This window comes from Odoribacter splanchnicus DSM 20712 (assembly GCF_000190535.1).
GTDB lineage: Bacteria > Bacteroidota > Bacteroidia > Bacteroidales > Marinifilaceae > Odoribacter > Odoribacter splanchnicus.
In genome coordinates this window covers 526,704-549,165 of the sequence record NC_015160.1, presented here as the reverse complement: position 1 = coordinate 549,165, position 22,462 = coordinate 526,704, and the positions used below count along the sequence as shown (strand labels likewise).

13 protein-coding genes and 4 pseudogenes are annotated in these 22,462 nt (G+C 39.5%); 3 read left to right on the top strand and 14 right to left on the bottom strand.

Features of this window, described 5'->3' with window-relative positions; all coding sequences use genetic code 11:
- Positions 1-33 precede the first annotated feature (33 nt).
- The 14 genes and pseudogenes from upp to ODOSP_RS02220 all read right to left on the bottom strand — a co-directional run bounded on the left by upp (position 34) and on the right by ODOSP_RS02220 (position 18,600).
- Positions 34-690 carry a uracil phosphoribosyltransferase gene (gene upp, locus ODOSP_RS02290; protein ID WP_013610797.1) on the bottom strand — a complete coding sequence of 219 codons (657 nt, stop codon included), beginning with the start codon at positions 688-690 and terminating at the stop codon, positions 34-36.
- Between the two features lie 72 nt (positions 691-762).
- Positions 763-1,251, bottom strand: coding sequence for a YbhB/YbcL family Raf kinase inhibitor-like protein (locus ODOSP_RS02285; RefSeq protein ID WP_013610796.1), 489 nt, complete (start codon positions 1,249-1,251; stop codon positions 763-765).
- Between the two features lie 44 nt (positions 1,252-1,295).
- Positions 1,296-2,360: a mannose-1-phosphate guanylyltransferase gene (locus ODOSP_RS02280; protein ID WP_013610795.1), complete on the bottom strand. Its 1,065-nt coding sequence runs from the start codon at positions 2,358-2,360 to the stop codon at positions 1,296-1,298.
- 13 nt (positions 2,361-2,373) lie between these two features.
- Complete coding sequence (locus ODOSP_RS02275; RefSeq protein ID WP_013610794.1) at positions 2,374-3,498, bottom strand: hybrid sensor histidine kinase/response regulator; 1,125 nt, start codon at positions 3,496-3,498, stop codon at positions 2,374-2,376.
- 546 nt (positions 3,499-4,044) lie between these two features.
- Positions 4,045-4,609 (bottom strand): annotated as a pseudogene (locus ODOSP_RS20570) (IS1634 family transposase); the annotation flags it as partial.
- Positions 4,610-4,715: 106 nt separating this feature from the next.
- Positions 4,716-5,216: a TlpA family protein disulfide reductase gene (locus tag ODOSP_RS02260; protein WP_013610793.1), complete on the bottom strand. Its 501-nt coding sequence runs from the start codon at positions 5,214-5,216 to the stop codon at positions 4,716-4,718.
- Between the two features lie 13 nt (positions 5,217-5,229).
- A complete protein-coding gene (locus ODOSP_RS02255; protein WP_013610792.1) occupies positions 5,230-7,569 on the bottom strand; it encodes a S9 family peptidase in 2,340 nt (779 codons plus the stop codon).
- 18 nt (positions 7,570-7,587) lie between these two features.
- Positions 7,588-8,622 (bottom strand): TlpA disulfide reductase family protein, encoded by a 1,035-nt coding sequence (locus ODOSP_RS02250; protein ID WP_262496255.1) that lies wholly within the window; start codon positions 8,620-8,622, stop codon positions 7,588-7,590.
- 257 nt (positions 8,623-8,879) lie between these two features.
- A pseudogene (locus ODOSP_RS02245) lies at positions 8,880-10,239 on the bottom strand (transposase).
- A gap of 181 nt (positions 10,240-10,420) precedes the next feature.
- The gene (locus ODOSP_RS02240) at positions 10,421-11,548 is read right to left on the bottom strand and encodes a putative zinc-binding metallopeptidase (RefSeq protein WP_013610789.1); all 1,128 of its coding nucleotides are present in this window, start codon (positions 11,546-11,548) and stop codon (positions 10,421-10,423) included.
- Between the two features lie 24 nt (positions 11,549-11,572).
- The gene (locus tag ODOSP_RS02235) at positions 11,573-13,126 is read right to left on the bottom strand and encodes a RagB/SusD family nutrient uptake outer membrane protein (RefSeq protein ID WP_013610788.1); all 1,554 of its coding nucleotides are present in this window, start codon (positions 13,124-13,126) and stop codon (positions 11,573-11,575) included.
- 11 nt (positions 13,127-13,137) lie between these two features.
- Positions 13,138-16,752 carry a SusC/RagA family TonB-linked outer membrane protein gene (locus ODOSP_RS02230; protein ID WP_013610787.1) on the bottom strand — a complete coding sequence of 1,205 codons (3,615 nt, stop codon included), beginning with the start codon at positions 16,750-16,752 and terminating at the stop codon, positions 13,138-13,140.
- A 63-nt stretch (positions 16,753-16,815) separates the two neighbouring features.
- A complete protein-coding gene (locus ODOSP_RS18625) occupies positions 16,816-17,979 on the bottom strand; it encodes a FecR family protein (RefSeq protein WP_013610786.1) in 1,164 nt (387 codons plus the stop codon).
- Positions 17,980-18,042: 63 nt separating this feature from the next.
- Positions 18,043-18,600, bottom strand: a complete 558-nt coding sequence (locus tag ODOSP_RS02220; protein WP_013610785.1) for an RNA polymerase sigma factor — start codon at positions 18,598-18,600, stop codon at positions 18,043-18,045.
- 69 nt (positions 18,601-18,669) lie between these two features.
- On the opposite strand from ODOSP_RS02220, the pseudogene ODOSP_RS20105 reads away from it, so the two are divergent.
- From ODOSP_RS20105 to ODOSP_RS19105, 3 genes and pseudogenes are all read left to right on the top strand, one after another.
- Positions 18,670-18,810, top strand: a pseudogene (locus ODOSP_RS20105) (chromosome partitioning protein ParB); the annotation flags it as partial.
- Positions 18,811-19,311: 501 nt separating this feature from the next.
- A complete protein-coding gene (locus ODOSP_RS02210; RefSeq protein WP_013610784.1) occupies positions 19,312-20,793 on the top strand; it encodes a hypothetical protein in 1,482 nt (493 codons plus the stop codon).
- A 145-nt stretch (positions 20,794-20,938) separates the two neighbouring features.
- Positions 20,939-22,298: pseudogene (locus tag ODOSP_RS19105) on the top strand (transposase).
- Positions 22,299-22,462: the final 164 nt, after the last annotated feature.

Sequence of the window (22,462 nt, the reverse complement as noted above, 5' to 3'; positions counted from 1 at the left end):
CTCTGTGCTGATTTTACTTCGCAAAAAACGACCTTATTTCTTATCTCCGAATGCCAGATCACCGGCATCTCCCAACCCCGGATCGATATAGAATTTATCGGTCAAAGCCTCATCCAGAGCAGCTGTCCACAAAGTCAACGGCTCTCCTGCCAATTCTTTTTCCACATATTCCACACCTTGCCGGCTGGCAATGACTGAAGCGATATGCGTATGAGCAGGCAAATTCCCCTGTTTCAACAATTCCCGGTAAGTGATCACCAGGGATTTACCGGTTGCCAGCATCGGATCGACCAGTAAAAGTTGTTTTCCAGTCAAATCGGGGGTATAAACCGAATCGAACCGGATTTCGATTTGTCCCTCTACCCGGCTATAAGCCCGGCGGGCAGAAACAAAGGCACTTCCTGCATGATCGAAATAATTCAGAAATCCCTGATGAAAAGGCAAGCCGGCCCTCAACACTGTAGCGATAACCACTTCTTGCCGGGGCAACATCACCGAAATCGGATTGATCGGAGTCTGGATCGTCCGGGCACTATAATCGAACGTTTTACTGATTTCATAAGCCATCACTTCCCCCACCCGTTCCAGATTACGCCGGAATCGCATGCGGTCTTGCTGAATATCTACCGCTCTGATCTCAGACAAAAAAGTATTTAAAACAGAATTCCGGGTATCAATTACATTTACCATAATCTTTTCCTTGTATTTAGCACACAAAGAAAACAAAACTTACCCCAAGGAACAAAAAATGTCCGTTCTTTTTCAAGTACGGTAATAGAAAACAATAGAAGCCTTTTCTAAAGTATGTTTCCAAAGCTTAAATCCGACCTGTGCGGGAAGAGTATCTTTGGACATTTCCAGTGATTCGATATCCAAAGCATACAAGGTAATCATATAATTATGCCACCCATGCCCATGAGGAGGATTGGGCCCTCCGTAACCATAAGTACCGTAATCATTCAAACTCTGTACTGCCGAAACCGGTGCTAAATGACCGAATGTATTCCCGGCATCCGGACGCAGTTCACCGACACTAGCCGGAATATCGAACATCAGCCAATGCCAGAACCCACCTCCGGTAGGAGCATCTTTATCGTACATGGTAATGGCAAAACTACGTGTACCTTCGGGGGCATTCACCCAGGAAAGCTCGGGAGAGATATTCTGTCCGCCACAATCCGGATGTACCTGCCGTAACGCAGCCACACCCCCGGTATCGTTGCTACGTAAAGTAAAAGTTTCTATTTTCATGACTCTTCGTTTTTATTTTCTAAACGAAAAATCACGAAAAATGTTTATCGAAGTTGGGTTGAAAATTCTTTGATCCGTTGTTCGTCGGCTTTCCGGCATATCAGAATCACATTGTCCTGTTCGGCAACGATATAATCTTTCAATCCCTGAATCAATATTTTCTTATCAGCCGAAACATGCACGACACACCCTTCACTCTCCACCATACATACCTTGCCGCCGACAACCGCATTTCTTCCATCTCCTTTCGGTAATTGTTCGTACAAAGACCCCCAGGTTCCCAGATCAGACCATCCGAAAGCTGCGGGAAAAACATAAATATTGGAAGCATGCTCCATAATGGCGTAATCGACAGAAATATGCTTACATTCGGGGAATTTTGCATCGATTGCCTGCTGTTCGTCCGAAGAATAATAAATATCGTTCAAAGAATCGAATATAGCCGCTATTTCGGGTTCATTCCGGCGGAAAGCATTTTCAACCGTCCTCACATTCCACAGAAAAATTCCGGCATTCCAATAATATCCCCCTGCCGCCAGATAAGCTTCTGCCGTTTTCAAATCCGGTTTTTCTTTAAATCCTTCCACCTCCCTGATTACTTTTGCTCCGGATTCCGCACCGTCTTCTTCCTGTTTTACTTTTATATAACCATACCCGGTTTCCGGACGGGTCGGCCACATCCCTATAGTCAGAATCCGATCCTCGCTTTTCACAAAATCTATCCCTTCACGGATCACCCGTTTAAATTCAGGCACATCCATCACGATATGATCGGCCGCCGTGACAATCAAATTCGCTTGCGGATCTTTCTTTTTAATCTTCCAGGCTGCATAGGCAATACAAGGAGCCGTATTACGCATACAGGGCTCGAGCAATATATTGGAATCCGGGATTCCGGGTAATTGAGCTTTCACCAGCTCCCGATACCGGACAGAAGTAACGACCCATATATTTTCCACCGGACAAATCCCTTCAAAACGATCTGCCGTAAGCTGCAATAAAGTATATCCAGTCCCTAAAACATCGATAAATTGCTTCGGTCTCTCAGGAGTACTCATCGGCCAAAACCGACTTCCTACTCCACCGGCCATAATAATAATATGATTCATCGGATTCTCTATTTTAAGCTATTAATTGCGGTAAAGAAAAACTGAAAACAGAACCTAGATTTTCTTCGGATTCAAACCAAAGTTCTCCTCCGTTTTTACGGGCGAAATCCCGGCAAAGCAACAATCCTAATCCCGATCCCTCCTCACTATTGGTACCGTAAGTGGTAAAATGAGTACTATCTTTCAACAATTTATGCTGATCTTCTTTTTTTATCCCTTTACCTGAATCGGTCACCGATACGATCACTTTCCCATCCTCTGCCTTAATCCCGACCTTGATCTCCGAATCAGGATTACTGAATTTCACTGCATTAGATATTAAATTTCTCAAAATGGATTTGATCATTTCGATATCCACATAGACAAAAAAAGACTCATGATCCGTGCGGATCAATTTGATATGTTTCACTTCGGCGACAGAGTTCATCACTTCCACCACCCCATCCGCCAGTCCACTGATATCCAATTTCTGCGGAATAACCGTCAATTTACCCAATTGACTTTTCGTCCATTTCAACAGATTATCCAGTAAGCTGAATACTTCTTCCGAAGTCTTGTTACTCATTTCAAGCATATCGAAAATATCCGGATCGATCTTATCTTTCTCCACGCTCATCATAATGGTATTCAATAACATCTTCATAGAAGCCATCGGAGAGCGCAAATCATGAGCAATCACCGAATACATTTTATCTCTCCCGGCAATGGTTTTCCTCAGCTCTTCATTTTTTTCCTCTATAATCCGCCGGGCAGCCACCAACGACAATTGGTGTTTTATTCTGACCATCAATTCTTCTTTCCGGAAAGGTTTGGATATAAAATCGCCCACTCCCAGTTTGAAGCCATTGACAATGCTTTGGGTGTCATCTAAAGCTGTCAGGAAAATAATAGGAATCTCACAGCGGAACTCTTCCGATTTCAGGCGTTCAGCCACCTCGAATCCATCCATTCCGGGCATCATAACATCCAGCAATATCAAGTCGGGATTTTCATTCCGAATCACTTCCAAAGCCTCCTGCCCGTTATTCGCCACCAGAATGCCGTACCCTTCCTTACCAAGCAAAGCTTTTAACAAAAGTACATTGGTTTGAACATCATCAACTACAAGTAACTTAAATTCTGCCGGATTTATCTGCATAATTTATTTTGTTTATACAACTTTTAAATTTTGTACAAAATTACAAATATTCCCGATTTTTCTCTCCATTCAGGAAATTGTTTTTCTATTCAACCCGAATATACAACAATCTTGTCAAAATTTATAACTGAAAAAAAAGAGAATTGTCAATCCTGCACCCTATCTTTGTATCAGTGAAGATAGGGCTTCACAAGTGAAGTGCACCCTAAAAGTTGGACACAAAATTTTTAGGATTTATTTTATATCCCATTTATTTTCTCTGAAACAGATGAAGACTTCGAACAGATGCCCTATATTCTAAAAGCCCCCACTGACGAACCACCGGTCAATATTCAGCACATTACCAATTTTTGTCAAAATCTGAATATCTCTCCTTCGGAAATCCGGAATTCCGTCCGTCATCTCTCCTAGAAAACCCAATGCAGAAAAAATTGAAATGGTTTATCGTACTGAGCGAAAAAGATAAAATCAAATGGACAGAACTAAACAACGTTTCAGTCATCTACAACCCTTTATCGTCCTGACTTCGTCAATGCGTCCCCAAAATCAGGAGACACTCTCGGGCTGGTTACAAAGTGTCTTGATTGCAAGATGTTTCTCAGTCAAGAAGAGAGTCTTCGTAAAGCAGCTGCCATTCTCTGGCATCTTTATTCTAATTGTTGTAATGGTTTTTGCCGCATCAAGCACATGATCAACACTCATCGCAATCTTGTTAAAGCCAACAAGTCTCTCCAATTCCTTGTATATTTTGCAGACGATGAAGCAGGTGCATACATGTGCCTCAATCCTTCTTTCTGTAAAGTGAAACATGGGGTACATTTCCAATGTCCCTTTTGAAATTCTGAAAACACGTTCCACACCCATAATCCGTGATATTCAGCGATAACACGTTCAGCGTCAATATCTGTATTGGTAATGTATCCTTTCAGATTAGTCATTCTCCATTACGCTTGTATTCGCAACAGGACTTATCCTTTCTCTCTAATGAAAAAATCCCTTGTTTAATGGGAACTCTTTCGCTCCTGATGCGTACGCCAAGGATATACTTATAGCCAGCTTGCCGCAACAGAGCCACATTACTTTTGTTCATCAGACCGGAATCTGCTATGATATCTAATCCCAAGGGACTATCTAACAATAAAATGTTATTCAGTCCCTTGGTCTTATAAAGATTAGATTTACAGATCTCTAGTGATTTCATCTATTTGTTATAGACCTTATCTCTTTAATGATTTGAGTATTTTCATACATTGGGGATTTGATGGACGAGGCATATTTAAATTGATGATTTTTCCCTCTTTATCTAGTAAAATATATCTAGGAATAGTTGCAACGTCATAACTGTGCATGAAAGAAATCCATTTCCGGTCCATTATCAGTTGAGTGCCTTTTAAAGCTTTCTCTTCAATAAATTTAATCCATTCGTCTTTGTCCAAGTCTGTTGCGATGCCAATAAATGCAATGTTTTTCTTTTTAAGTTTTTCTTGAATTTCTTCTAAGTAAGGAATCTCTTCTTTACATGGAAAACAGTGTGTAGCCCAAATATCAATGAATACGTATTGTCCTTTAAAATCTTTTAAAGAATACATTTTTCCATTTTTGTCGGCAAATTGGAAATCCGGTGATTGTTCGCCGACTTTTGCCGGTTTTACCCCATCTGCAAATACGCTTAGACAAATCAATATGCCTAAACTGCTAAATACATACTTTAATTTCATATTCTTTTATTATTTATTTGATTACTTGATCATATTCATTGGTTTTGATGTCATAGAAACCTGTGTTTGTAAAGTCTCCAAGTAAGTATTTGGCAAAATGAGAACGTAACTTATGTTCAAAATACCACTCTGAAACACCATCATATGTATGCCGTCCGCGAGGTAAAAATACAAGTTCAAAATCTTTACCATGGTTTATCAGTGCATCTGCCATACGGATTGTTTGTGCTGGATGTACATTCCCGTCCATATTTCCAACAATCAGCATCAGATGGCCTTTGAGATTCTTTGCTAATTCCATGTTTGTTGGCAAATTTGTTGTGTAAACAGTTTTTGTTTTTGTTACTACAGAATCTTTGCCATTGGCTGTTTTTATCGAATCTTGTGTCTTAACGATTTGTTCATCAATAGCGTAATGGCTTTCTACAAAGAATTGGCTATAAATATTATTATCATGATTGCCTGCCGATGATACACATGCTTTATAAAAATCAGGGTAAGTACAAATTGCAGCCGTTGACATCATTCCTCCTCCAGAGTGCCCGTATATACCAACTTTGTTTCCATCGATGTATGGGTGACGTTTTATTAGTTGCTCTAATCCACATTTATCGTCAGCCAGCGCATGATCTCTAATGTTGTTGTATCCAAATGAATGATAAGCTCTTCCTCGGAATGGAATGCCTCCTCGGTGATTGAAGGCAACAACGATACAACCAATTTGAGCTAATGCTTCATTAGTTGAGCCTACTCCAAATATTAGTGGAACGTTGTCGGTTTGTGGGCCAGGATATACACATGAAATAATGGGATATTTTTTAGTAGAATCAAAATCAAAAGGTTTCCACATTACGCCATATAAATCTGTCTCTCCATCTGCTGATTTGACAGAGAATGTTTCAGGCATTTTCCAACCTTTTTTATATAAATCATCTAAGTTGACTTCACCTAGCGAAGCGATTAGTTTTCCTCGAATATCTCTAACTGAAAACCGACATGGCAGATCCGGGCGTGAATAAGCGTCGATGATGTAACGTTTACTCGGAGAAAAAATGACTTCATGCGTAGCTTCTTCAGGTGTTAATATTGTTACCTTGCTTTTCTCATCAATGTTTGCTTTGCAAATTTTCGCATAGCTGGGATTTTCATCAGGTGCAATACCATAAGCCTGAAAGAAAATGGTACGATTTTTTTCATCTATTTCCACAATTTTTCCGGCTGTCCATTCGCCTGAAGTAATTGCATTCTTTAAATTGCCTTCACGGTCATAATGGTAAAAATGTCCATATCCAGAACGTTCTGACCACCAAATAATATCATTATAATTGTTTATAAAATGTATTGACGCTAATTCAATTCCAATATACGGGTCGCCTTCTTCATGTATGATGACTTTTACATCTCCTGTCTTCAAATTAACATCACATACTTCTAGTATATTGTTTCTTCTGGTTCTACGCTCCAAAAAGAGTTTGTTATTTTTAGTATCTGAATGGAGAACTCTGGTTAATTGGTCTTGCCATTTGTCAATCTTGATTTTTTTCTGGGTTTTGGTTTCCACATCAAATAATGAAATCTCATCATACAAGACAATGGAGTCGCCGGCCAATACTGCTTGTGTGTTGTAGGCCAGGGGACGTCCTTTCAGGTAATTCATGTTTGATATTTCAGCAACTTTATGAGAATTCTGACGGAAAAGATAGAAGTTTTTTGAATCTTCAAACCAAACCGGAGCTAATGGAACTTCTTCTTTGACGTCTCCCCAGCCTGTCATATAGCTGAATTCAAGAGTTCCGTCAAAAGTTAGTTGTACAACTGTGGAATCCTCTAGATTGCGGATGTAGGCATTGTGGTTTTTCCCGAATACCTGATATTTCCCATCGGGGGACATTCCCGAATCAAAGAAACCGTGTATAGGTGGCATATCAGATTCCGAAGGCAGGTTTGTATAACCTAATTTTTTAGTGATGCGGTTATAGTTGAAGATGACTCTGCCGTCTCGCCATGATAATATTCTCCCTCCTTTTTTGAAATGGATTTTCCATAAACCTAATTTTTTAGGGTTATATTTTCTTCCTGTCGCTTTTTCCATTTCAGTGGCTAAGTAGACCGGATCAATGAATTCTTCAACTTTTTTGTTTTTTAAGTCGACATAGAAATATTTTTCACCATCATTGGTTTGCAGACTGTACCAGAAATCATCACTGCCTTCTGTGAAGAATGGCGTTAAACGGTCATATTTCCAAGGTAGTGAAAATGCTTTCGTTTCTTCAGCACGCTTATAATTTGCATTTTGAGCTGTTGTTCTTCCTAGGAAGCAGCTTATTAAAAGTATTCCAATGATTATTTTCATATAAACTGGTTTATGATGTTATTGTTTGAATAATTTTAGTATTTCTTCGCGTAAAATTTTAATATCAGTAGTGGTTACAACTATTTGATTATCTGTATTAAGAAGTACTATATGTGGTATTCCATGAATTCCATATAATTGATTTAATGGATTGTCAGGTTTGAAACCATCTAATTTAGAGCCTTGAAACCATGGAATATTTTCCTCTTCAATCGCTTTAATCCAAGCTTCTTTTTTGTCATCTAATGATATTCCAATGATTTCAAGCCCTTGCTCATGGAATTCGTTATAGAGTTTTACTAACTGAGGGGTCAATGCTCTGCAAGGAGCGCACCAGGAGGCCCAAAAATCAATGATTTTAGCTTTTGCTTTGATGGAATGGAGGTTAAATGATTTACCGTCTGGAGTTTGTACTGTAAAATCTGGAGCAATTTGTCCAGGAGCCAATGTTTGCATTTTTTTGATTTGTGTCTTTATTTGCTGACCTAAAAGGCTATTTTGTAATTCAGCAGGGAATAATTCATATCTTTCAGTTAGTTCTTTTAAATTCATCCGATCAGCATTCTGTGCGATATGGTTAAGAGCTACGTAAGTGGTTGCATTTTTTTGTAAAAAAGCTTCTTTTTGTTTTTCAATAGTTTGTTGAATGGAATCTAAGAATGTATTTAATTCTTGAAAACGTGTGCTTTGCGGATTGTTAGCTTCTTTGATGTATTCGTCCCGAATGCTGTCAATTGCTTGAGATAAATTTTGATCTATTAAAAATAAACCGTGTGCAATTTTTTGACTTTCTCCTCCTCCTATTATCTCACTCATTTCTAAATTTTGAGGATTTAATCGTACGGTGTAGTCTGTGTTTTCCAAATAGATTGGAGCATGTCCTATACCCTTCCCCGGAATTTGCAAGGTAGCAATTGTCAAATTAGATACTTTACCTTTTAGTTCGAATTTTTCTTCTTTGATTTCTGCCTTGGCCAACGTGTCTGCTTTTTTGTCAAGATAGGAAATGATACAAACCATTCCTTGTCCGATACCGGTTGCAGTGCCTTGTATCTTGTATTCGCCAGGTGTTGAACAATTACTTAGACCTACTCCTATGAAAATGATTCCTAATCGGATGAATTTAAATAGGGATATTCAGTAAATGTCCCTAAAAAGTAAGATGGCATATAAAGTTGATAGAGTATAATCACTTTATATGCCATTATTATTGCCCTTTTTCTGTGTTTTTTCACATAATCCTATCTTGTTAGACACGACGCTTCGGAAGAGGTCTGATGACCCCTTCTGGTTCTGTCGGTAAATTTATGTCATGCCGCTTTATCCGCCCGGTTCCTGATTTTATCTATCATCAGTATGGCATTTGCCGTATGTATTCCAAAGAAAATCCATAGGATTTCCGTCTTCCTGTTCCGTGCCTTTTATCCTTGAGAGTGAGTAATGCTGCTTCTGTGTGCCGAAGCTGCCTTCAAGTCGGGTGGCCCTTTCTTTTGACAGTTCACTTCTGAGAACCTTTCTCAAGGATTCATCCCTGGCCGCCCTTCCCTTGCGTACAAAGGATGTTGATATTCCATATTTTGTACAGAACTTTCTGTTGGCATTATTGGCATATATGGAATCGGCAGCCACGCATCTTACCCTCACATTCATGAGCTTCTGCTGCATGCGGATACAGTCCTTCAGGCGTATACCTTCGTTGAAAGCCTTGAACGAGAGGTGTTCGATGAACGATATGCCGTCTATCTGTATGTTGTTGACCTTCGCACCGAACTCGACGGACTTTGTTTCCTTGCCTCTTACAATGGGACGTACATAATGACGGTCAATGCTGACGATGCGGTCCCTGACCTTCCTGCCTTCAAACAACTCCTTTTCCTGTACAAGAACCTTTCTGATGATGGAAAGACGCTTCTGGTAATCCTGGGTATATCGGAGTGAGGTTCCATGTTCTCTATGGATTTCATCCCTCTGTATGAGGAGCTTTTCAAGGAGTCTGATCATACGACGCTTGAGCATCCTTGTCCTTGAAGCCTTCCTCTTTCTCTTCTTGCAGTAGGACAGATAGGACTTCGCCACATCCGCATACTTGTTGCGCGGACGCCTTATACCCAAATCTCTGCAATGAAGGCAGATTTGCCTGTAGAGCCATTCCAGACTTTCCCAAAGGAGTTTCATATCCGTAGGAAAACGCATATGGCTCTCATAGCATGTGGCATCGGTCATACAGACGTGAAGGCTGTCAAGATAGGGTTTCCAGTGTGAAGCCAGCACTTCCTGGAGGGAATCAACATCAAGACGGGACGCTATCTCATTGCGGATGGCACTGACTATCTTGTAGTTGGTTATGGGAAAGGACGGATTTATCATAATCCCGCAGAACATCTGGTAGTGTATGTTCCCGTTAAGATGTTCCACCAGCTGCCTGTCAGAGAATCCGGTGTACGCCTTCAGGACCATAAGGGCGATCTTCGCCGAAGGACTGAAGATGTTCCTGCGTCCCAGTCGCTGTTCCGACAGGCCCATGGTCTTTGCCATACGCTCAAACGGAAACACCGAATGAAGCCTGCCAAGCTCACTCTCATGAAAACTCTTGCGATATTTTTCTATAATATCAAATTCTGTAAAGCCCAAAGTAGGGTGAATTTCCGAAATATTTTGTATCTTAGCCATATCTTTGTTGGGGAATTTCCCCCGTTTTGGATTCCAAACCTTATTTGCGGGGGAATACCTAAAGATACAAAAAAGCCAACTAATTCGCAACATTTTGTGTATGAATTAGTTGGCTAATTTTATACTATTTACTGAATATCCCTAAATAGTTCCATGTTATATCAATTTTGTTGTATTATATTTATTGGTTTAAGATTTCAGCATATTTGGTTAGATCAATGTTATAGGTGTTTTTCATGTATTCTATAACCAAATTATATTTATCGATGATAATTTTATTGCCGGCCTGTTTGATAGGATCTTCTATATCTAGGGGATATTTCTCGTTGATCTGCTCCGATGAATAGGTCATAGCTGTTCTGATCATATTCATAAAATCTTCCAATACACGTTCTTCAATGCTGGCAGCTACCGGACCAGGATTACGATCTAACTCTACACCATAACTGATTGTAACAATCCATGGCATCCAAGTAGGGGCACCGTATGTAGGTTCTCCGTTTTTGTTTGTGATAGGCTTGAAGTCTTCTCCTAATTGTACGGCAAATCCTCTACTTTGATAGGCATTATACTCGTCTTTGTCGCATTCGTCAATATTCCAGTTGTCGTAATATCCTTTATCCGGCATATAGGGATTTTCTTCTTTCCACTGTTCATAGCTGAGATAACGTCTCCCAATTTCTGTTTCATAATCGCTCATTTCAGCGAATCCGGGAGCTATTTTGTATTCTTTTGTTTCAAAACGTACTTTTAAACTGGGATAGCTGAATGCACAAGCAACACTATGAATAATTTCTGGTGTCAGACCGGCAGCCAATTCTTCACTGGTAAAGCTTAGACTCCAATAGTCCAAACCGTCTTTTTTAAACTGAATATGCCGTTTTTGATAGGTCTGTGATTGAGGATTTCCGTCATTTAAGTCATTTACCAAATAGAGATAATATGGCAATTGTTTTTTATCTTCCTCTTTGGTTTTGTCCAAACTGCCCAATAACCATTCTTGTACCAAATCCAAATATATTTGAATATCTTCAGAACTTGGTTCGGAACATACATAAATCGGATCTGTGTAATAGGGTATCGTCCACATTCTGTTCAGGTGTGTGCTGTCGACATTTTTATAGATGATATACATACCCCAATCTTTTGCAATTTGCTCAATTTCTTTGTCCCAAAGAGCATTTCCCTGAGGAAAATCAAATTGGAGGAAGTTAACTTTTTCAATAGGACCGATGTTATCATTGTCGACGCAAGAAACAGCCCCAAACAGGATAAGCGTCCATATGAATATTTTGAATTTTTTCAGCATATCTTTTTATTTGAATATTAAACATTATTTTCTAGGTTCATTTTGTACCAAACTTGAATTATGTTCAAAAGCCTCATTCGGTAATTGAAGTGTAAATCCCGGGTCATTTTTTTCTAGGATATATTCAATGGGTTCGCCTGATGTATCATACCATGTATGTTTTATTTCTTCCATTCCATAACGGCGTAAGTCAAACCACCGGTGGTTTTCAAAGCATAACTCTCTGCGTCGTTCGTCACGAATGAATGATACCAGTTGTTCTCCCTCGCTAATCGTGGTTGGTTTGTAGGTTGTCTGTGAAAAACGTTTAATGCGTAACGCATCAATTAATGTCTGTGCTTTGGTTCGATATTCACTTTGATTATTTTCTTTGTAAAGCATGGCTGCAGCTTCAGCAGCATTCAGATAAGCCTCTGTTACTTTAAATGCAGTACCCCACACTCCCCGTTCATATCTGTATTCTATTTTGTATCGACGTTGAACGTCGTATTTACTTGTCGGTTGACGATATACAGGAGTGCCGTTGTAATCGATTTCTTCCCAAATTAAATAATGAGTTTTCCGCAAATCGTTTTTATCAAATGTATTGATGAGACTTTCCGATGCAATGACAGGTACATAACTCTTGTAATTTATTTGACCAGGCTTCGATTCTTCTACGCATGTGATTCTTGTAAGCGGAAGTTCGCAAACATCTGCCTGATTGCCAAATAAGAATATTACCTCCGGATTGCTCCATGTATAATAATTCATATAAGCAGGAGAATTGTATGGGTTGGGTTCTGCAATTGTATTTAAATCTAAGATATCATAATCATATTGGTTGATGACTTCTTCTGCATAAGTTACTGACTTTTCCCATTCTTCCATATATAGGTAAGTACGGGAAAGTAGTAGTTGGGTGCAGGGTAAATTTATTCGGTTGTTCCGTAAATTTTGTTCTGAAGCCGGTAAAGATTTGAAGAGAGATTCTGCTTCAAGCAAATCTTTGATGATTTGTTCATAGACTTCTTTTACTGTATTACGAGGCATACCGCTGGTTCCCATCTCGGAAGTTAGTTTTAGAGGTACACCTAAAGCATTTTTGTCTGCAGAGTAGGGCTTTCCATATAGATTCACCAAATGCAAATAAAAATATCCTCGTAGTGCAAGTGCTTGAGCCATTACTTTATTCTTGGCCTGTTCACTGCCTTGTACATCGTCCATGTAGTCAAGTACAGAATTGCAGCCTAAGATTTTTTTGTATACTTCAGCGTAGGTATTATAGTTGCTAAATTGGTCTTTCATGTCTTTTGACCATGAGTAAGCCAAACGGATTTGTTTTACTTTCCCTTCTTCTGAGCTTTCTGCCTTCCAGTTAGGACGTATGCTTACATCATCGTCAAAAACACCTAAAACACTGAAAAATCTTCCGTCATTTAGGCCTGGCCCCATATAGGCTTCTCCTAATAATAATTCATCCAATGATTGAATCAGCTGAGGTACGAACTCGCTTTGTGACTTGGGTTCCAAAAAACTATTGCACGAAGTGATGAATACCACTAAAAGCAAGAATGTATATTTGATTATTTTATTCATAGTTCTTTATTTTAAAATCCGACAGTTATACCGAAAGAATATGTTTTAGGCTGTACGCTATCTCCTAATTCTGGATCGAAACCGTGGAATTTTTTATCAGCTACAACAAAAACGTTATTCATGATAGCATTGATTGAGAAACTTTTCACTCTCATCTTTGTACAAATTTTGTCATTTGCAGTCCAAGTTAAAGATATTTGTTGGCAGCGTAAGAAATCAGCTTTGGCTACCATGATATCTGATTCTCCCCACATCTGGTACATGTTGTATGTCCTATCGTCTTGTAATCTCCAATAATTGGCAATCCGACCGGTGTACACTCCCGGAATGTAAGTGTATGCTTCATCTCCCGGTTTTTTCCACCGATTAATCAAGTCTTTACTTAGGTTCACATTGGACAATGGAATGTTTCCTAAATTGGGATAAGGATTAGGTAGCCTTTTTTTGGCTCCCAATAATAAAGAAAAATTAGCTCCGAAGGTTAAACCTTTCCACCTGAGACGGGTTGTGAGTCCTCCTGTGAAATCCGGTTCCATTTTTCCTGAATACACAAGCATGTCCGTGTATTCATTTACTCCTTTCAACAAGGGGGCTCCGTCTTCGCCTTTTAAAATGTTGCCTTGGGCATCTTCTTGGAATAGACGATTAAATTCGGGGCTACCATCTACAGAGCTTAGTCTCTTGAAATCGTATGACCAAAAGCTAGAGAGAGCAAACCCTTCTTTCAGTACCTTGTCTGAGGAACCGGAAATGTAGTCTTGTAGACTGATTTCGCTGATGGATTGAGTCTTAGCTTTATTCCAGTTCTTCGATGAGTTAAATCCAATTGTCCAGGCCCAGTCTTTGGTACGGATAGGTGTGATATTTAAAGTGTATTCGACACCGGAATTGACAACGCGTCCTCCGTTAACTTCAGTTCCTACACGCCCATATTCGAGTGCAATAGATTGGTTTACAATATTGTTCGATTTCTTTGTATAGTATTCAATATTCATGGAAATCCATCGAATTACCTGAATGTCCAAACCAAAGTTCCAGGTTTTAGTACGTTCCCAACTTAGGTGGGGATTAGGTATACGTGAAATTTTAGACATATAGTCACCATAATATGGTTTGATTTCATCCATTCTCAGTATCAATTCCGGACTGATAGAGTTTACAGCATTCCCTTGAATTCCATATGATGCTCGTAAATTGAACTGATTTATGATGTTTGAAATGTTTTGTAACCATGGTTCCTGTGCTACATTCCATGATGCTCCGAAAGAATAGGTCGGGTCAAAGCGTTTATTTTGGTCTTGACCGAAGCGGTTTGAAGCGTCATTACGCATACTTGCGTTTATTACATAACGATTTTTGAATGAATAAGCTAAGGTGGCAAATATTGAGAATTGATTTGCTGTTAATGTATTACGCAACCACCCGTTCCCATTATATAATTCTTCAAATAATCCTAAGCCTGGTGCTGGTCTGTTACCGATAGGGACTAGTTCATTTAAGGGTGTCGGTTTTACAACGCTTTCCCCTCTTTCTTTTACATAACCAAACATTTTCTGTGATTTGTTTGCTGTTTTGGTTGAGGTGACTTCGGTACCGATTAAAACATTTAGACGATGGTCTTCTTGGAATGTTTTGGAGAATGTGATTTTATTTTGAATATTCCATCCCTGTACATCTGAACTTCCATTATATAATTCGCCTCCGGATGGGAGTATCGCAGCCTTGTATTTCTCGGAACCATAGGCTTCAGATCCGAAATCATAACCTCGGAAGGTCGAAGCTATATAGTAAGTTTGTTCTCCAGCATAGGCTTCTGATGTTCCGATGTTATTATTGATCCCTCCTACAAATTCATATTTTAACCATGGAAGAATATCCCATGAAAAATTTATATTTCCATTTATTTGAGATGATTTGTTTAGAGAGTAACTATGGTCTATCTCATTCAAAATGTTGTATCCTAAAATTACAGGATTTTCATTATAAGCATAATTGGTTCTGATTCCCTGAAAATGTCTGCTTCCATCTTCATTATAAGCCAATACAGATCGGCTTGTTTCTGTTGCGTATTCCAACGGACTTACGTTTGCAGCATATCCCCAGGTTTTATTAATGCTTCCTACTAAGCTTAAGTCTACATGCACCTTGGGATGTAGTCGGATTCCTAAATTTACTCGTCCGCTTAGGTTTTGAGCATCATTATTTATTTCTATTCCAGATTGATCGCTATAACCCAAAGATACGTTATAAATGACTTTTTCACTGCCTCCTGAAACACTTAGATTATGGTTATGGCTAAATGAATTGCGTGTTAGGATGTCAAACCAATCAGTATTGGTGCGCTCCAATCTGTGTATTGCATTCTCTGCTTCTTGTGGGGTAATTTGTTTGTTATAGAACATGCTCATGATACCTTCGTAGGTGTTTAATGAGGCAATAGGGGCTTCATTATAGATGGCTCCTGCGGCAAAGGCTTCACGGCTGAATTGAATACGCTCTTGTGAATTCATAAGGTTAAACAATCCATAGTGGGGACGAGAACGGAAAGAAAATGTTCCATTATAGTTTACTGTCATTCCTTCTTGTTTACCACGTTTGGTAGTAATAACAATGACACCATTGGCAGCTTTTGAACCGTAAATGGCTGTTGCTGATGCGTCTTTTAAAACTGTCACTGTTTCTATGTCTGCCGGATTTAGCCAAGATATTTGATTCCCCAGGATATTTTTTAAATCATCAACCATTAAATCGTTTTGGTTTAATGGAATGGGGTCTGGTTGGATCACTCCATCTACTACCCATAAAGGGTCTTGGTTGCCTAGAATGGTAGATGTCCCTCGGATTCGAATTTTTGGGGAAGTGCCGACGCGTGAGCTTGTGTTCATTACCATCATTCCGGCAACCCGACCTTGTAACATTTGGTCTATCGATGTATAAACCGGCATCATGATGTCAGAGGCTTTAACGGTGCTTACAGAACCGACAACATCACTTTTTCTGAGTGTTTGGTAACCTGTTACGACTACTTCATCCATGGTCTCTGCTGATTCTTTCAAAATGACATTGATGTTTTCTTGGCCTGTGTAGGCAACTTTGTAAGGAGCCATGCCGATGAAGGAATATATAATGTTTATCTTGTCTATATCGGGGATAGTAAAGACATAGTTACCGTTGCTGTCTGTTGTGGTGCCGATACATGTTCCTTCGATAAGAATCGTTACTCCTGCAAGAGGTTCACTTTTAGTGTCAGTTACCCGTCCTCTGATTTTGGTGACAGAGGTTTGAGACTGTTTTTTAATGAATATTATTTTATCCTCTATTAAATAAGTTAGATTATGTCCTTTTAAAACAATATCCAAAATTTCTTGTACGGATACGCCTTCTCTCTGCACGGAGATGTTTTTTATGGCTGCAACATCTTGATTGGAATACATGAATCTGTATGCGCTTTGTTTTTGAATGTTCTCAAAAACATTTACGAGAGTCCCATTTTTTATGTCAATATTTAATTGTGCTTTGTATTGGGCTATTGAGAAGCCAGGTAAAAGCAAGAAAAATAAAAACATAAATAAAACTACATCTCCATTTTTCTTTTTAGGAGGTAGGAAAAAATCATTTTCTTTCATAGCTTTGTAAAACAGTTTTAATTAAACAATATCTACTTTTGTTAGTTATTGGTGCAGAGATTGTTACCAGCAATCTCTGCCTTTTTTATATTCTTTGATGGTTACAGTATTATTTCTGATTTCAAATTTCACTTTTTCTAATATTTCAAATTTACTCAGTAATTCTTCTATATTTTTATATCTGATTAATTCTCCTGTAAATTGGATTTGTTCTAATTTTGATGATGTGTAAAATATATTTATATCATACCAGCGTGCCAAGGTTTTCATGATATTCCCTAATGGTTCGTTGATGAAAATATATTTCCCATTTCTCCATGCGGTGTATGAACAGGTATTAACTTTATTGACCGTAATTTCATTATCATGAAGTTTTGCCTGTTCTCCAGGCTTTAAGGTTACAGATGAAGTTGCTGTATGGATATTGACCTGCCCTTCTTCCAGAGTTGTGAGGGCATAATCCTCGTCTTTGTATACTCTGACTCCAAAAGAGGTTCCTAATACTTGAATCTGTAAATTTTTTGACTCTACAAAAAAAGGTTTGTTAGGATTATGAGCAACTTCAAAATAGGCTTCTCCGGTTAAATATACGCGCCGTTCTTCCCCTACAAATTCGGAGGCATATTTTAATTCACTCTCGGAATTTAGCCATACTTTTGTTCCATCTGATAGGCAGACAAAGAATTCTCCTCCTCTGGGAATGTTTAATTTATGTATCTCGTTGTCGGTTGCTTGTGCTGTTTTTTTATATTGTAATGTGTTGTGTTGAATAAAAACGTTAGAGTCAATTTTATGTATATTTATATTGGAATCTCTTTCAATGTAAATGGTTTTGTCTTTACCAATGGTTAAAATAGCTTTGGAACTACCTGGAGCAATCGATGAGTATTCTGTTGGGGTAGTTCCTTGATTTTGAAATTGGATAATTTCCCATATTGCAAATATGAAGGGAAGCAGGATAGCAGCATAGGATAAACGTTTGATAATTCTTTTACGTTTTTCTTGTTTGATTTTTTGCTCTAACAAAAGGAATTTTGGAGTAAAATCGTACTCTTCGTATTGCTGGCGGAATTGTTCAAAGCCATCTGCCTGGCTGATTTTTTGAAAAAGTTCTTCGTTTTCAGTTTTCTCTTGTCGCCAAGCTAACAATTCCTCTGTTTCTTGCGCACTGATGTTTTGAGTTTTGTGTGCAAGAAGCAATTTTGAGATTTTTAGGTATATTTCCACTTTCTTATTTTTTTATAAAGACACTACCAAACAAAAAAGTGGGTATCCTATATATGAAAAAAATTATAGAAAGATTCCGATAATATTGAATAATAATTTGTAACGTTCTCTTAGTATATGTTTGGCTTTTTTCCGTTGAGTCTTAACAGTCTCAATGGACAGGTGCATGGATTTGGCTATTGTTTCTGAAGTTTCTCCTTGCAGGACTCTCTCAAAGATTACTCTGCATTGTGGTGGTAGTTCATCTAGAAGTTGATATAATTCTCGGTACACTTCGTTTTCGATAACGTCGTTAATAAATGTAGTGTCATTATTATAAATTTCGTCACAGTAATAACTTTCACGGAGTTTTCGTCTTTTTTCATCACGAATGTAATTCAGACAACTATTTTTAACAGAAGAATATAAGTATGATTGTAGTGTAAGAATATTATGGAATATCTGGCGTTCTTCGTACAGCTTATAGAATATTTCTTGTACAATATCTTCTGCTGCCTCCTTCCCAATGGAAAATTTCTGAGCGAAGAGGCACAAAGCAACGAAGAATTTTTTGTACAATATGAAAAAAGCTTCTTTTTTACCTTTGGATAAAGCGTTAATATCTAATTCAAATAGTTCCATGAATCAAACGTTTTAATAGCGCTTTAAAAGTAGTAAAAAAAATGCATTTTTGCCTTTGATTGTTGTGACAGTAGTATGTCCGACAGCTGGATCATGCGCAACACAGGCATGGACAAGAACGAGTTACTCCGTTTCAAGCAAATCTCAGGTCTGGCTGAATTGTTTCGCGACAGGAGTTTCGGGCTCTCAGACGAGTGGTTGGAGGAATAAGACGGTCTGTCCTGGTATCCGTAACAAATATACATGGTGTTTATACTTGCAAATCATTATTCGTAGGTATTGCGAGTGATGATTAAAACCGTTAGTTTTGCAAATTAATGGATCGTACAAAAAAAGCAGAAACAGCGGGCTATCATAGCAGTCTCCGCTTCCTTTCAGAAAACGCTCCTTTCAAGGGGGAATCTCCACACTTTACGGAAGCAACGGGCGTCGCCAGAACAAGTTCTACGTTCAGAAAAACGGTGAATACAAAAATGGGAACAACTTCATCCCGGAAAACGTGAGACCGACCTTTGACGGAAAACCGGAAGCTGATGTGAACCTAATCGGAGAGAATAGCCTGGATGAAGACAGCAACCGCTTTTCATATTTGGCAGGTTGAAAAAAAAATCCTATTTTTACAAGACGTATTTTAAATACAGGATATAATGATTTTCCAACCAAACCGATTGCAGCAGAAAAACTTCGCTCAACTTAAAAATACATCTGAATATGCGAAAATGGTATCTGGGTTTTCTATTACTCCTGTCTGTCTCAGCAAATATTTATGCCAATCCTGCCAACGAAGAAATAAAAATCAGGATCACAGACGAGAACCAAAAACCCATTTTTGGAGTATACTTTATTTTAAAAAAACAATTTACACTTTTAGCTACTTCCGATATGGAAGGGGAAGGAACTTTCCCGGTCAATTCTTTACAACCTTCCGATACCATTGTATTCCAAGGCATAGGATATGCAACGGTCCAATACAGTTTACAGGAACTGAAAAGGCATCCGGCCTTCACTATGCAGGAGCTGCAATACAACCTACAGGAGGCGACAGCCACGGGCATATCTCCGAAAGAAATCTTAAAGAAAGCCATCGAAAAATTACAAAAAATAAAAGCAGGACGTTTACCCGTTTGCCGTTATTACGGACCGGCACAATATGAAAAGATCACCGTCTGCCGGGATACGACAGTCGAATACCGGAGAGAATTCGGTTTTTACTTCACTTCAGGCAACATAAAAGCTAAAAATACCTGGGATGAAACTTACCGTTCTTATCTGGTACCCCAGTATATCGCCCGTAGTCTTAATCTGACCAATAACGGAAGCGATACCCTGTCACCGATGTTTCTGACTTACGAAGATATCCGGTTCGATGTAGGTACCCGGAAAATTTTCACCCTTCTCCGGGCGATCCAACTCTTCGGTCCCCTTTTCGACGGAATCGACTCTTACGATATCCGGGCCATAGACACCGAAGATCCGGATTATACCTTTACCTTCCAGACCCGCCGTTCGGCCTATCCCGAACGTACCCGGATTTCATGTAAAGGTACGCTGATTATCGACAGAGAAAACTATTATGTAAAAAACATGACCTTCGATTATATCGATTATCAACTATTAAGACAAACTTTATTAACCAACCGGAGAAAAACCAGTTCACCTTTTTCGACCCATGCCCAACTCACCTTCGTTTATGATAGTTGCGGACAAAACTATATCTCTTCCTGCCATCAACAAACCACCTGGAAATACAACCTGGGAAAAGATTTTATCCTGATCGAACAACCTTCCCGGCACCAACCCGGTATCAATCGCCTGATCGAAAAGGAAGCTTTCCACCTGTTCGGCCAGAATAAGATAAAAACAGCCTATCAGACAGACCCTGTCCTGGTCAAAATTCATTTAGCTCAACGCTATCCGACCGGAAAATATGATTCCGCCTTTTTTCACCGCCTGCCTCCCCTTCTGGATTCCCGGAAAGCAGTCGGTGACCTGAATCACTATATGCAGCTGGAAACGCAATTCAGGATGAACGATGGGAAAACCTATTATCCGGATAATTATATACTTACAAATAAAATCGACAAACTCGGACAAAAAAACTATCGTCAGAATCTGGAAAAAGCCCGCAAAGAATTGTTTTTACTCTTCGGTGACAGTAAAAAATATCCCTGCCCGGGTATTCCCAGTCCTTAAAAAGGGATATTCAGTAAATAGTATAAAATTAGCCAACTAATTCATACACAAAATGTTGCGAATTAGTTGGCTTTTTTGTATCTTTAGGTATTCCCCCGCAAATAAGGTTTGGAATCCAAAACGGGGGAAATTCCCCAACAAAGATATGGCTAAGATACAAAATATTTCGGAAATTCACCCTACTTTGGGCTTTACAGAATTTGATATTATAGAAAAATATCGCAAGAGTTTTCATGAGAGTGAGCTTGGCAGGCTTCATTCGGTGTTTCCGTTTGAGCGTATGGCAAAGACCATGGGCCTGTCGGAACAGCGACTGGGACGCAGGAACATCTTCAGTCCTTCGGCGAAGATCGCCCTTATGGTCCTGAAGGCGTACACCGGATTCTCTGACAGGCAGCTGGTGGAACATCTTAACGGGAACATACACTACCAGATGTTCTGCGGGATTATGATAAATCCGTCCTTTCCCATAACCAACTACAAGATAGTCAGTGCCATCCGCAATGAGATAGCGTCCCGTCTTGATGTTGATTCCCTCCAGGAAGTGCTGGCTTCACACTGGAAACCCTATCTTGACAGCCTTCACGTCTGTATGACCGATGCCACATGCTATGAGAGCCATATGCGTTTTCCTACGGATATGAAACTCCTTTGGGAAAGTCTGGAATGGCTCTACAGGCAAAATCTGCCTTCATTGCAGAGATTGGGTATAAGGCGTCCCGCGCAACAGTATGCGGATGGTGGCGAAGTCCTATCTGTCCTACTGCCAGAAGAGAAAGAGAAGGCTTTCAAGGACAGGATGCTCAAGCGTCGTATGATCAGACTCTTTGAAAGCTCCTCATACAGAGGGGATGAAATCCCATAGAGAACATGGAACCTCACTCCGATATACCCAGGATTACCAGAAGCGTCTTTCCATCATCAGAAAGGTTCTTGTACAGGAAAAGGAGTCGTTTGAAGGCAGGAAGGTCAGGGACCGCATCGTCAGCATTGACCGCCATTATGTACGTCCCATTGTAAGAGGCAAGGAAACAAAGTCCGTCGAGTTCGGTGCGAAGGTCAACAACATACAGATAGACGGCATATCGTTCATCGAACACCTCTCGTTCAAGGCTTTCAACGAAGGTATACGCCTGAAGGACTGTATCCGCATGCAGCAGAAGCTCATGAATGTGAGGGTAAGATGCGTGGCTGCCGATTCCATATATGCCAATAATGCCAACAGAAAGTTCTGTACAAAATATGGAATATCAACATCCTTTGTACGCAAGGGAAGGGCGGCCAGGGATGAATCCTTGAGAAAGGTTCTCAGAAGTGAACTGTCAAAAGAAAGGGCCACCCGACTTGAAGGCAGCTTCGGCACACAGAAGCAGCATTACTCACTCTCAAGGATAAAGGCACGGAACAGGAAGACGGAAATCCTATGGATTTTCTTTGGAATACATACGGCAAATGCCATACTGATGATAGATAAAATCAGGAACCGGGCGGATAAAGCGGCATGACATAAATTTACCGACAGAACCAGAAGGGGTCATCAGACCTCTTCCGAAGCGTCGTGTCTAACAAGATAGGATTATGTGAAAAAACACAGAAAAAGGGCAATAATAATGGCATATAAAGTGATTATACTCTATCAACTTTATATGCCATCTTACTTTTTAGGGAC